Genomic DNA, 14,188 nt, shown 5'->3' on the forward strand with positions numbered 1-14,188 from the left:
AGGACGGTAATGAACAATGGCATTGTTAAATCGTAAGCTCATTTCGCATCTCATCGACAATAAGTTAGAAATAGATCTAATGCGAGGTCAATTTGGTCTGGAAAAAGAAAATGTTAGAGTCGATCAAGACGGTAATCTCGCGCTAACACCACACCCGAAAGCTTTTGGCCATAAAACGGAGAACCCATATATCAAGACGGATTTCTCAGAGAGTCAAATTGAAATGATTACACCACCCTTTGATTCCATTCATGAGACATATCGTTTCATGGAGGCGTTGCAAGACATTGTTTCTCTAGAGTTGAACGGAGAATATTTGTGGCCAAGCAGCAATCCCCCCATGTTACCTAAGGAAACAGAAATACCGATTGCTAAGATGAATAATCCGGTAGAGGACAAATATAGACATCAATTAGCAGATAAATATGGTCGGAAAAGACAAATGCTGAGTGGAATTCATTATAACTTTTCCTTTGATGAGAGATTTCTCAGAAGATTCTATGAAACGTGGGATCATCACGAAGACTATAAAGATTTCAAAGATGCCATCTATTTAAAAATAGCCCGTAACCTATTGAGGTATCGATGGCTTCTCATCTATTTGACAGGTGCAAGTCCTGTCTTTGATAAAACATATATCTCACAATGCGTCGCACGAGGAGAATCAGATGACGAGAACAGCTATTATTTTCAAAATATGAATTCACTTCGTAATAGCGAATGCGGTTATCGGAATGAAAAACCTCTCCATGTGTCTTTTAATTCGATAGAGGAATATGTCCACGATTTGAACGGGTTGATTCAATCTGAAGAATTACTAAGTGTAAAAGAATTTTATAGTCCCGTAAGACTGAAAACCGCAAAAGGTGAATCTCCACTTCAGGAATTAATGCAAGATGGGATAGCCTATTTGGAGTTTCGTTTTATTGATTTGAACCCTCTCTACAACATAGGTGTTAGTAAAGAAACGCTGGAGTTCATTCATTTGTTTACCATTTTTGTGCTACTCAAGAATGATGAACCCTTCAGTAAAGATGATCAAAAGATGGCTGACATGAATCATGATCAACTCATCATGGAAGGGATACAGGGTACTTTACATGACCATGAGAATGGTTCGATGACAATGGCGGAGATGGCATTAACTTGTATCCAAGAAATGCAACAAATGGTACAGCTCTTAATGCCTAACGACGATAAATTCTCACAGATCTTGGACATAGTAAGACAGAAGGTTCTTCATCCTGAGAAGAGTTTCGCTTCTATTGTGAAATCTGAAATTCAACAAACCTCCTATGTGACTTATCATTTGGATAAAGCGAAGCATTATGCTCAGGAAAGCTTAGCCAATGGGTACCGGTTCGCTGGACATGAGGATCTTGAGCTATCCACACAGTTGCTATTGAAGGCGGCGGTTAAACGTGGCATTCATTTTCAATTCGTAGATCGAGATGAAAACTTCGTAGTCCTATCCAAAGGGGATCACAAAGAATATGTGAAACAAGCAACAAAGACATCATTGGATTCCTACAGTACGGTATTAATTATGGAGAATAAAATTGTGACAAAAGAAGTTCTCAAGCGACAAAGAATACGTGTTCCAAAGGGAGAGGCATTTCGTAATCTTAAAGAAGCTATGGATGCATATGAAATTTATCGTGACCAATCCATTGTGATCAAGCCGAAATCAACTAATTTCGGATTGGGAATTACCATCTTTAATGGTCCTTTTTCAGAAGAAGATTATCAAAAAGCATTACACATGGCATTTGAACATGATCAGACGGTTCTCCTAGAGGAATTCATTACTGGAAAAGAATATCGGTTTCTTGTGATGGGGGATGAGGTTGTCGGGATATTGCATCGCGTTCCTGCTAATGTAATCGGAAACGGTACGCTCACGATTGAGCAACTCGTTCATGCTAAGAACAAGGATCCGCTTAGAGGTCAGGGATACAAGACACCCTTAGAGAAAATTCAGATCGGTGAAGCAGAAGAGATGTTTATGAAAAATCACTCTAACAGTTGGAACGATATACCTTCATCTGGTCAGATCATCTATTTACGCGAGAACTCGAATATCAGTACCGGTGGAGACAGTATTGATTACACGGATGATATACCTGAAAGCTATAAGAAGCTTGCCATTCAGTCCGCGAAAGCAGCAGGAGCCACGATATGTGGTGTGGATATGATGATTGACGATGTCAGAGAAGAAGCAAACGATACCAATTACTGCGTGATTGAAATTAACTTTAATCCTGCAATTCATATTCACTGTTATCCCTATAAAGGTAACAATCGAAAAGCGGATGAAAAGATTCTTGATCTGTTGTTTGACGAAACAAACATGTTGAAAAAATAAAAAGGGTATGGTACTATACTTTCAAATTAATGATTGGGGTTGAAAAGTAGAATGTAGAATTTCTTGCTGACAATGTAAATGAATAAAACACGGATTGCGTTATTTCGCACGTTTTATTTTTTATATGCAAGAAAGTTACTTCTTCTTTTCACTCAAACGATATATTCTACTAACGCCATCTCCATCTCTATTGGGGAGGGATCGTTTATGTATTTTATTTGAGCTACAGAAAGGTAACTTTCTTGTAGCTCTTATTTTTGTATACAGGAGGATATTGTATGTCATTAATTAATGTTACTAACTTAACCTTTGCCTATGATGGCAGTTACGACAATATATTTGAGAATGTCAGTTTTCAAATTGATACTGATTGGAAACTAGGGTTCACAGGAAGAAACAGTAGGGGAAAGACTACTTTTCTCAACTTATTGCTGGGTAAACTTGAATACAGCGGGAATATATCTGCACACGTTCAGTTTGAATATTTCCCTTTTCATGTTAAGAACAAGGAGAGTCATACTCTAGATGTCATCAACGACATTTTTCCGGATTACATTCACTGGAAACTGATGCGGGAACTTACATTGTTAAAGGTGTCTGAGGATGTTTTATATCGACCTTTTGATTCATTGTCTAATGGTGAGCAAACCAAAGTGTTATTGGCTGCATTATTTATTAAAGAAAATCGCTTTCTGTTGATTGATGAACCAACTAATCATCTTGATTTGACAGCTAGAAAACTAGTCAGTGATTACCTCAATACTAAAAGTGGATATATTCTGGTATCTGACGATAGATCATTTCTGGATAACTGTATAGACCACACCCTTTCAATTAATAAGACCAACATCGAAATACAAAAAGGTAATTTCTCAAGTTGGTGGGAAAATAAAACGAGACAAGGTCACTTTGAGTTAGCTGAGAACGAGAAATTAATGAATGATATTAAACGTTTGTCAGGTTCTGCTAAAAAGACGAGCAATTGGTCTCACGAAGTGGAAAAAACGAAAAACGGAACAAGAAATTCCGGGTCTAAGGTAGATAAAGGATATATAGGTCACAAAGCTGCTAAAATGATGAAACGCTCTAAAGTCATTGAGCAAAGACAGCAATCGGCTATTCATGAGAAGTCCAAGCTCCTGAAGAATATCGAAAACGCTGAGAGCCTAGAAATTACGCAACTTGCATGGCATAAAAACCGACTTACTGAACTAGAGAATGTTTCGATTGTTTACGGCGATAAGATGGTGTGCGAAAATATCAGTTTTACGATAGAGCAGGGCGATCGCATTGCGCTCTCGGGTAATAATGGCTCTGGCAAATCGAGTATCATCAAACTTATTTGTGGTGAAGATTTAAACTATACAGGTCTCTTCAGGAAAGATAATCAGTTAAAAATATCGTTTCACAAGACACATCTCATCTCCATGGTAATTTAGTAGCCTATGCGGCAGACAACGGGATTGATGAGAGCTTATTTAAATCGATTCTAAGAAAACTGGATTTCTCCAGAGTTCAATTCGAGAAGGATATGACGGATTTTAGCGGAGGGCAAAAGAAGAAGGTTCTCATTGCAAAAAGTCTCAGTGAAAAAGTTCATTTGCATATTTGGGATGAACCGCTTAATTTTGTTGATATTATTTCCCGAATGCAAATTGAAGAATTACTGCTTGAATACACCCCTACGATTCTTTTTGTAGAGCATGATAAGGAATTTTGTGATCGTGTAGCTACAAAAGTTATCACACTTTAACGAGTAGCTAAACGTTTAGATGAATTACACAAAAATCCAGTATACAGCGCGAGATTCAATAATCGCGTATATACTGGATTCTTTCACTTTATAGGTTCAATTTTATATATTAAGAAGCAATCCGGGTTAATGTTTAAAAGGCAACAGGCAACGAGTCTAACCCTTGAGAACTTAATGTGAAGTTCCATTGGACATCCTCACGAGGGATGTTAAGTGATAGAGGAAGGGTCGACTGTAAACTGAACATGGTCCTTAAGTACTTGCATAGATTCTTCCATACGTGTAACCATCCAAGCTTGGACATTCGGACCACCCATTGGAAAGGGAATTGGGCTAACTGCGTTCATTGCCCGCATTTTGGCGAATACCGCAAACGGATTTTCATTGCTTTCACCGCTAAATAGATTGAGTGCCTCCGGAACAATTTGATCGGGTGATTTCATGTGATCATCCTTTCTAGCAAATGTGTTAGTAGGAAATAGCCTCGTCTCAAGAAAAATAGGGTAATGTGAGAATGAAAATTAAGGTGTTCAGTAATTCAACATATTTTAATAATTGATGTCAAATTATACTATAATTATCTATCGTAAAAAAGTCCCTACGTAAAGACACGCCGACATCACTTAGAACAATGATGAACAATGACGTGATATTTGTGCAAATACTGATATTGATTAATCTTCATATTTGATACAATCAAATCAGTTGATTTGGCAGCCTCTTCTTTATAACAGTCGGAGTGTGCGAATCAGGTGAAAATAAAAGCTAACAGTTTAAAATTTATAGCTACAAACTCAGATTAGGAGTGATATTTTTTGCAGACAAAGATCAGTCTAGAAGGCGAATGGAAGTTACAATTGGATAAGGAGAAACAGGGAAGGGTGCTGCCTTATTCGGATGTCATTACATTGCCAGGCACAACATCGTATGCCCGTAAGGGTACGAAGAATGAGGATATTTTAGTCGGAGCCCTGACAGATGAATATCATTTTGAAGGACAAGCCTGGTATTCAAAGGAAGTCGTAATTCCGGACGAGCTCGTCGGAAAGTCTTGTTTTCTATATTTGGAACGGACACGGCTAACAACGCTCTGGCTGGACGATCAGGAGATTGGTAGTCGGGATAGCCTGAATACCCCTCATATTTATGAATTGACCGGTCAGCTTCGAGCAGGCAAGCAGACGATCACAGTGCGGGTCAATAATACCGATTATCCTACCAAAGGTGGACATTTAACTTCGCCGGATACCCAGACTAACTGGAACGGAATTACTGGCCGCATCGAGCTGCAATTCTATGGGGAATCCTATTTCAGTGGGATCCGGCTCGATCCGGAAATGTCAACAAAGACGGTCACCATTACAGCCTCTCTGAAAGGCACGGTTGAAGGCACAGCTTCTGTGACTGCTTCAAGTTTTAATAGCCTAATAACTCACAACGTACCGGAGCAGAGATTTGCAATATCACCAGGCGAAGTTTCTTTCGTCTACGAATTAGGGATGGACGCATTACTTTGGAGTGAAGCTACACCTCATCTATACAACATAAGTATCAATCTGCAAGACAAAGATGGTGCAGTAATCGACCAACACGAACTGATCTTCGGATTAAGGGCGTTCAAAACGGACGGAGACAAATTCACGATCAACGGAGAGAAGACTTTCCTTCGTGGTAAACATGACGGTCTCATTTTCCCATTGACTGGGTATGCGCCAACTGATGTAGAGGAATGGTTAAGAATTCTTGGAATTTCGAAGTCTTACGGAATTAATCATTACCGTTTCCACACATGCTGCCCGCCTGAAGCCGCCTTTACCGCCGCGGATATGCTTGGTATTTACATGGAGCCTGAGTTGCCTTTCTGGGGTACCATGACGGAAGAAACAGACGAGGGTCATAATCAGGCGGAACAGGATTATCTGATCAGCGAGGGATATGCTATTCTCCAGGCGTTCGGCAATCATCCGTCCTTCGTGATGATGTCTCTAGGCAACGAGTTATGGGGTAGTAGAACCAAGATTGATTCTATTCTGAAAGAGTATAAAACCTTCGACAGTAGACATCTGTACACACAGGGTTCCAACAACCATCAATTTGTACCTGAAATTCTGGAGAATGATGATTTCTTTAGCGGAGTTCGCTTTTCAAAAGACCGCTTATTCAGAGGTTCATATGCTATGTGCGATGCACCCTTAGGACATGTCCAGACAGATCTGCCCGGGACAATGAAGGACTATGATGATCAGTTCGTTCCACCGGCTCTATTGAATAGTGAAACCGCTACATCGGAGGTTGGAGGCACGATCCAGATTCAGTATGGAACCGAAGCTAAGACGGTTCAGCTGGGCGATACGTCTGAGGAATGGATTCCACGGATTCCAGTTGTTTCTCATGAGATCGGTCAATATGCGACTTACCCAGATTATAATGAAATTGAGAAATACACAGGTCCGCTCCAAGCTGAAAATTTCAAAATTTTCCGTGAACGTCTGGAAAGTAAGGGGCTAGGTCATCTCGCTTCCAAATACTTTCAGTGCTCAGGGCAGCTAGCTGTGGCCTGCTATAAAGAGGAACTGGAAGCCGCATTCCGCACTCGGAGGCTTGCTGGTTTCCAATTACTAGATCTTCAGGATTTCAGTGGTCAAGGAACAGCACTAGTCGGTATCCTCGATGCTTTTATGGATTCAAAGGGAATGATTACTCCAGATGAATGGCGTACATTCTGTAGTGATGCTGTCCTGATGGCGAGATTTCCTAAGTACAATTACCTCTCTAAGGAACAGTTCAAAGCCAACGTTGAGTTGTGCTGGTATCGAAGTGGGACACCTGATATCCTTACACTTCAATGGGAACTACGTGACGATGCAACAATACTGGCGGAAGGCAGAACAACAGCAGTGGTACCTGAAGCGACGAATTACATTGATATCTGTCAGATAGCCGTTGATCTTCCTGTCGTTGAGCAGATGAGAAAAGTTGTATTCTCGTTATGGATCGATGGCATGGATGTCCGCAAGACTTACGATATTTGGGTATATCCGGAGAAGAGTGATAACGTTCTTGAAGGTATCCACGTATTCGATGAGCTTAGCGAAGAAGCACTTGCACTGTTGAGTCAAGGTGAAAATGTACTGCTTATGCCAAAATTGGAGTCTCTACATAACGCCATCGAAGGCTTATATTGTACAGATTTCTGGTGTTACCCGATGTTCCGGTCCATTTCCGAGAGCATGAATCGGTCGGTCCCAGTGGGCACGATGGGTCTTCTGATTGACAACAGTCACCCTGTATTCCGTGATTTCCCTTGCGAAGAACATTCCACCTACCCATGGTGGAGTATCGTACAGCACTCGAAGTCCATTATTTTGGATGGAACGGACCGGGAATGGAGCCCGATCGTACAGACGATAGATAATTTTGAACGCAATCATAAACTCGGTTTCCTATTGGAGTGTGTAGTAGGTTCTGGCAAACTGATGGTATGTGCCCTAGATGCGAGCAAAGCAGGAGCCACACCAGAAGGAAAGCAGTTCCTATCTAGTCTATCGAGTTATATGACATCCGAGGAATTCAACCCACAGTACAAAGCAAGCACGGAAGAGCTTCATCAGTTGATTCAATAAACGAGTGCTACTCATCCAACTCCGACAGGAGTAAATAATAATACAATAAGCCTTGTTCCCTCGGCATAATGCCGTGGATGAACAAGGCTTATTTTCTTTTGAAAAATGATTGAGAAGAACGATTAACTCCGGTTGGGGTGCTGTGCTTAAAGTGAAGAATGAAGTCAATTGGTATATGGATCAAGGAAGAGGGAAATCTCGTTAATCTGGTTTTTCTACGTTATCTCGTTATAATGAGAAGAGCGATTACAGAGAGGAAGGAACTCATCATGAAGGTCATTGTCATTGGAGCCGGAATTGCTGGGGCTTCAACCGCATATCAATTAGCTAAGAAAGGAGTGGATGTCCTCATCGTCGATCGGAAAGATGAAGGACAAGCTACAGATGCAGCTGCCGGTATTATTTGTCCCTGGCTATCACAGCGCCGTAATAAAGCATGGTATCGCCTTGCCAAAGAAGGGGCGCATTATTATCCATTGCTAATTGAAGAACTAGAAAGAGAAGGGGAAACCGAAACAGGTTATGCCAGGGTCGGGGCGCTCAGCATTCATATGGATCCAGAGAAAATTCACAAAATGGAAGAGAGAGCTTTCAAACGTAAAGAAGAAGCGTTTGAAATAGGAGAGATTACACGGCTTGATGAACATAGAACCCGTGAGCTGTTCCCACTGCTAGCCGAAGGATATTCTTCTGTTCATATTAGCGGGGCTGCTCGTGTCGATGGCCGGGCGCTGCGTGATGCTTTGCTACGATCTGCACAAAGGAACGGGGCCGAGCTTATATATGGAGATGCTAAACTTGATTATCAATCGAACCGTGTTACTGGAATAACGGTGGGGACAAATCGCTATCTAGCCGATATGGTTATTGTTTCTGCAGGAGCTTGGGCCGGAGCGCTGTTACAACCTTTAGGTATTGATTTCAAGGTGAGTTATCAGAAAGCTCAAATTATGCACTTGCAGGTCCCCGACGCTAAACAAAATACTAGCAACTGGCCTGTCGTTATGCCGCCTTCCGATCAATATTTGATCGGTTTTGAACATCAGAAAATCGTGATCGGGGCAACTCATGAAAATGATATTGAGGGTTACGATATGAGGATCACACCGGGTGGAATGCACGAAATTTTAAGCAAATGCCTTACATTCGCGCCTAATCTGGCAGAGAGTACGTTCCATGAAATAAGAGTGGGATTTCGCCCTTTTACAGCCGATTTCCTTCCCGTCATAGGGGCCATTCCAGATTGGGATGGACTTCTTGCAGTTAACGGTCTAGGAGCCTCTGGATTGACCATGGGCCCATATATCGGAGTCCAGTTGGCTAAGTTAGCACTAGGAATGACATTAGATATTGATCTAACGGATTATGACATTGGTAAAGCGATTAACTGAGATAAATGAAAACACCTTCTAAGAGATGTAACCATATCTTAAGATATGAGGACAACCTTGGAGGTGTTTTTTAATTGAAGTATGTGTCATTTTCTTTTATAAGAAAGCTGTAATGGAATTACCTGTATGCGAAAAGTGTTAGTGAATGAATAGGAATTTAAATGCTTCTATACCAAAATACAATCCAAACCCTATAAGCGATAGTCCTGATATTATAGAAATAGATTTCAGAACTCGAAGTGTCAGAAATTTACGAAACATACTTGACGCAGCGGCCATGGTTGCATCCCAAAGGAGAATGCCTAGCAAGATAGCCCCGCTGTATATTAAGAGCTGCTGCATCGGGAATTGACTGGCCGTCTTTGCCAGTATAGATCCAAAAATACCAAGCCAGAACAGAATAGTCAGTGGATTCAATAAAGACAACAGGAATCCTGAGATAAACGTCTTACTTAATGTTGTACCACTACTTCGCATATCAGCTACAGATGATATCTTCCCTGCATCTTTAATACTTTCAACACCTGTATATACCAACACAAAAAAACCGAAAAGCCATAGAAAGGCTTTTATAAATGGAGAGTCAAGTAGATGAATGACTCCAAAATACACTAGTAACATATAGATGACGTCGGCAATGATCGCACCCAGCCCGAGAACATAGGCATGCCAAAACCCACCTTGAATCCCTTTGTTTAGCTGTGCAGCATTGATAGGTCCAATGGGTGCGGAAAGTGATAATCCAAGAAAAATATAACTAAGAAATATACTAATCTTGCTCTTCCCCCTTTAACTAGTTATGTACATGCTATGTAATTATGTTATTCGGACAAACCTATTTTTACTACATGTTTTTGAAGTTGGGGGAGAGGAGAGAATACGCATACTGGCTGCTGTAAGGGCAAAAAATCTGTAAGAATTAATATCCTGGCAACGTACAGTTAGACATAAAAGAAGCAAATTCACCTGGGAATCTGCTTCTTTACGTATGACGTTGATCTACTTTTCAGCTATTTCCTTTTGAATGGCATGATGGAATGGGCATCTAGCCGTTGAAGTATCGTTGTCTCGTAGAAAGTACTGCTTGTATTCAAGATTTCCCTGTGATCCATATTGCTTCAGTTCAGGATGGGCTGGTGCGACGTCATATGCGGCCAATCGCTCACGAATTCGGGGAGCAATCATAGCTGATCTCTGAGGATTAGCGTTCCACAGATCCAACACCCAGCGAGGTGTCAATGCTAGCATGAAATAAGGAAAACTTCGGCTCTGACGGTTGGTATGTGCAGGAGTGCCACAATAGACGAAATAGCGCTCTTCATCATAGCAGAACTCCCACATCGTCTGTTCAGGATCTTCTGGAATATCCACTGGCCATGGGGTGTTGTCTAAACTGCTAACTTGACTTAATAAGTTCCAGAACACGGCTTCATATTCCAAGACATTTCTTCTATAGTCCTCCGCTTCAAAAAAGACAACCAACGATGAGTAATCACCGACAGAATGCGATGATTGACCATACTCCGCAAGGATCTCCGCTAGCTTACGGCCCGAGGACTCGTGCCAAGGATTAGGTAGAAACCCATACCGGAGATGACCAAGAGCGAATGCTTGTGTGGCAGGAATACAGGGAAATCGTGCTTCCCTGTCACTCATCTTGGAAGCAAACAACCGGGAGGCATCCTTCTTCCAAGGTTCCAGCGGAAGCTCTTCAATCTCTAATTCCTTATATAGATGCAAACTAGGCATAAACAGACCTCCTTTTACATACAGCATATCGCCTAGAGGGAAAATGGTGACTGTTCGAATACTTTTTTACTATCTGAAATATCATATTTTTGATATATTTAATCAAAATATTGGTAGTTTTCACTAAATAAATTCCATAATATTATATCTGTGATGCGAATCGAAGTCGTTTCAGATAAGTGATAGCTAAATAATGGAAAAAATCACGGATGAGGAGCGAGCCACGATGGTTATATTACTACTATTAATTATTTATCTCACATTTATAGGTCTAGGATTGCCAGACGCTTTGCTTGGTAGCGCTTGGCCCATTATGCAGCACGATATAGGTGCCACAGCAGAAATGGCAGGGTACGTAGCGTTAATGATCTCATTATGTACGGTAATATCGAGTTTATTTGCTAGCCGATTGTTGCACAGATACGGTACAGGAAAAGTAACATTGGTCAGCATACTGTCTACGACGATTGCTTTGTTTGGATACTCTTTTTCAGATGATTTCATATTTCTAGTTCTTCTTGCTATTCCTTTGGGATTTGGTGCTGGTTCCGTGGATGCGGCATTGAGCAACTATGTAGCACTACATTTCAAAGCTAAGCATATGAGTTGGCTACATTGTTTTTGGGGAATTGGAGCAGTTACGGGTCCAATGGTAATGTCATTTTGGCTGAATCATGAGAACAACTGGCGTACGGGATACACTATGGTAGGGATAATTTTATTTACTATAGCCGTGATATTATTGGTGTCGTTATCTTTATGGAAGATCTTCGAGAAGAGAAAAGTAGAAGAAGGAAGCAGCGAAAGGAAACTGGTCAGCAACCGGGAGGCTTTACGGATTCCAGGTGTGAAAATATCCATGGTTACTATGCTCTGTTACAATGGTTCCGAAACAGCCGTTGGTCTATGGATGGCATCCTTTTTTATAGGGAATAAAGGAGTTTCTCCGAGTACAGCAGCAGCTTTAACCTCCCTATTCTTTATCGGAATCATCATTGGTCGAATTATATCTGGATTTCTCTCCACTAACGTATCTAGTAAAAATCTAATAAGATATGGCGCAATTGTGGGCTGTATTGGACTATTTATTCTTGTTTTGCCTGTCCCTTATTGGATAGCAGCGGGAGCCCTATTTATGATGGGGTTAGGAGGAGCACCAATCTTTCCAAGTATTGTTCATGCAACACCGGAACGTTTTGGAGAGAAGGCTTCCCCAAGCGTCATTGGCCTTGAAATGGCAAGTGCTTATGTTGGTTCAACACTGATCCCATTAGCCATGGGTATTATTGCAAGTCAATTTGGAATGTCCATGGTACCTATTATTTTGCTCATCCTATTTAGTATGATGTTGGTATCTTCTGAGATGGTTAATGTCGTCTTAAGACGTAAGGTTGGATCCTAATATTTTTTCAGATTTGATGCTCTTATAATGGAAGATGTCAAGCCGACAATATAACATTTAAGGGTGGTGTCCTATGCTTCAGGTGACAGATGGGCTGTTAAGAACCTATGATCTTCAACAAGGATGAATCAATCACTGGAATGAATGACTCTGTTCATCAATTACTTGGGGGAAAGAAGATATTTAATGATAGAGTTATTAGCCTTAAGGACAATGAGAATGCAGCGGTGTTCTACGATTTAATAATAGAGTTTAACGGTAAGACTGTCGCTAGATTATTTACTATTGAGAATTGGGCGCTCATTGATGCGAACTGGCTTATTGTAAGTGAAATTCAACAACGAATAATTTAAAAATTTACTTACTAACACGAAGAAGGAAAAGCCGTTCTCGTGCTAAGCTTTCATTTCACATCGATATAATAAATACAAAAAAACTTATTATTACGCTTAGTAATAATAAGTTTTTTTATGATATTGGTAGATGGTGGGGAGTGCTATGATATAACATGCTTAAGTTTTTATAAATCCCCCAGATTTCCTACTTTGTATAGGTCGAGAACAAAATGTGAACCCTTTGCCGATCTGAGCTCTTTATTTGCTCCTTACAAGGTGCTGAATACGATATTGCGTAGCTTGCGTGTAATCGACATCGTGCCGGCATCTTTTTTCTGGATCATAAATAGAAAAGTTAGACCCTCTTGAGGACAGTTGCTGAAGTATGCGCCAAGCCATCCGTCCCAGCCGTATTCACCTTGGCCACCGATAAATCCGGCTTTCTCGGTGTCTTTCATAATGCGCATCTGGTTGCCGTAGCTATGACCACACAATGAGTGGTTTGTATCGAAGCCTTTTTGCTGTGAAGTGGTTAAAGCAGCTGACGTCATATATTTAACTGTTCGGGGCTTCAACAACTCCACACCGTTCAAGCTACCTTGATTCATTAGCATCGTCGTAAATTTAGCGATATCGTCAATCGTGGACGCAAGGCCTGCCCCGCCAGACTCAAATGCCGGATCCCGATCCATCTGATGACCGATACCAAGATGGCTCTCCGTGTACAGTTTCAAGCCTCCTTCGCCGTCATCTTGATAGGTTTTAGCAAGACGCTGTCTCTTTTCTTCAGGGAGCCAGAAACCCGTATCTTTCATTTGCAGCGGCTCGAATATTTCCTTTTCCAAAAATTTGCCGTACCGCATGCCGCTAACCGTTTCCACAATTGCGCCAAGAACATCTGCCGATGTTCCATATTGCCAGGTTAATCCTGGATCGAACGAAAGGGGACCTTGGCCCAGGCGGTTTGCGAATTCCATGGTGCTCATTGGGGTTTCACTATACAAACGGCTACCTAATTCTTGGAACAATGCATCCGTATGCTGCCCAGCTTTGTCGGTTCCGCCGTATGCCAATCCCGATGTCATGTTCAACAAGTCCTGAATGTTGACCTCCCGGTTGATAGGCATCAGTGCACCATTTTTCTCGACCAGCTGGTTTTTGAAACCCGGAATATAGCGGTTAACAGGATCGAACAAATCGATATCGCCTCGCTCGAGTAGCATCATGATGGATGTGGCAGTAACCGGTTTAGTCATCGAGTATAAACGAAAAATCGAATCTCTTGCCATTGGACGTCCCGACTCGAGGTCTGCGAAGCCATCTTCATGGTAATAAACTTCGTTGCCATCTTTGATCACCATGAAGTTCGCACCAGCGATTTCCTTATTGTCGATACTTGCTTTCAACGTTTTTCTCAATTGGTTAGTTATGTTCTGATCCAGCATGTCTCATATTGCTCCTTCTCTAGATAAGTTTCTTATATTAGAACGGATATTAACAATTTACTAGAGATAATAGTAAACACATTTCGAGCGGTTGTATAGATATTCAGATAACAAATATAGATAAG

At 41.2% G+C, this 14,188-nt stretch carries 9 protein-coding genes and 1 pseudogene; 6 read left to right on the plus strand and 4 right to left on the minus strand.

All coding sequences use genetic code 11. From position 1 onward, the window contains the following. The first annotated feature begins 16 nt into the window (after positions 1-16). Together gshAB and abc-f are read left to right on the plus strand one after the other, a co-directional pair. Positions 17-2,365 carry a bifunctional glutamate--cysteine ligase GshA/glutathione synthetase GshB gene (gene gshAB / locus AC1D69_RS13575; protein ID WP_495456700.1) on the plus strand — a complete coding sequence of 783 codons (2,349 nt, stop codon included), beginning with the start codon at positions 17-19 and terminating at the stop codon, positions 2,363-2,365. Between the two features lie 278 nt (positions 2,366-2,643). Continuing rightward, positions 2,644-4,118: pseudogene (abc-f, locus tag AC1D69_RS13580) on the plus strand (ribosomal protection-like ABC-F family protein). A gap of 209 nt (positions 4,119-4,327) precedes the next feature. Here abc-f and AC1D69_RS13585 read toward each other — a convergent pair. Then, positions 4,328-4,561, minus strand: a complete 234-nt coding sequence (locus AC1D69_RS13585) for a hypothetical protein (protein WP_495456701.1) — start codon at positions 4,559-4,561, stop codon at positions 4,328-4,330. Positions 4,562-4,933: 372 nt separating this feature from the next. On the opposite strand from AC1D69_RS13585, the gene AC1D69_RS13590 reads away from it, so the two are divergent. Beyond that, positions 4,934-7,741, plus strand: a complete 2,808-nt coding sequence (locus tag AC1D69_RS13590; protein WP_495456702.1) for a DUF8487 domain-containing protein — start codon at positions 4,934-4,936, stop codon at positions 7,739-7,741. 266 nt (positions 7,742-8,007) lie between these two features. After that, positions 8,008-9,132, plus strand: a complete 1,125-nt coding sequence (locus tag AC1D69_RS13595; RefSeq protein ID WP_495456891.1) for an NAD(P)/FAD-dependent oxidoreductase — start codon at positions 8,008-8,010, stop codon at positions 9,130-9,132. 138 nt (positions 9,133-9,270) lie between these two features. Here AC1D69_RS13595 and AC1D69_RS13600 read toward each other — a convergent pair whose 3' ends face one another. Together AC1D69_RS13600 and AC1D69_RS13605 are read right to left on the minus strand one after the other, a co-directional pair. Further along, on the minus strand, positions 9,271-9,906 hold the full coding sequence (locus AC1D69_RS13600) for a LysE family transporter (protein ID WP_495456892.1): 636 nt from the start codon (positions 9,904-9,906) through the stop codon (positions 9,271-9,273). A gap of 225 nt (positions 9,907-10,131) precedes the next feature. Next, the gene (locus tag AC1D69_RS13605; protein WP_495456703.1) at positions 10,132-10,881 is read right to left on the minus strand and encodes a YqcI/YcgG family protein; all 750 of its coding nucleotides are present in this window, start codon (positions 10,879-10,881) and stop codon (positions 10,132-10,134) included. 226 nt (positions 10,882-11,107) lie between these two features. On the opposite strand from AC1D69_RS13605, the gene AC1D69_RS13610 reads away from it, so the two are divergent. Continuing rightward, positions 11,108-12,283 carry an MFS transporter gene (locus AC1D69_RS13610; RefSeq protein ID WP_495456704.1) on the plus strand — a complete coding sequence of 392 codons (1,176 nt, stop codon included), beginning with the start codon at positions 11,108-11,110 and terminating at the stop codon, positions 12,281-12,283. A 107-nt stretch (positions 12,284-12,390) separates the two neighbouring features. Continuing rightward, positions 12,391-12,636 (plus strand): hypothetical protein, encoded by a 246-nt coding sequence (locus AC1D69_RS13615; protein ID WP_495456705.1) that lies wholly within the window; start codon positions 12,391-12,393, stop codon positions 12,634-12,636. A 251-nt stretch (positions 12,637-12,887) separates the two neighbouring features. Here the strand turns inward: AC1D69_RS13615 and AC1D69_RS13620 are convergent, their stop codons facing one another. Beyond that, positions 12,888-14,063, minus strand: coding sequence for a serine hydrolase domain-containing protein (locus AC1D69_RS13620; RefSeq protein ID WP_495456706.1), 1,176 nt, complete (start codon positions 14,061-14,063; stop codon positions 12,888-12,890). Positions 14,064-14,188: the final 125 nt, after the last annotated feature.

The sequence above is a fragment of the Paenibacillus sp. Y301 genome, assembly GCF_059445505.1.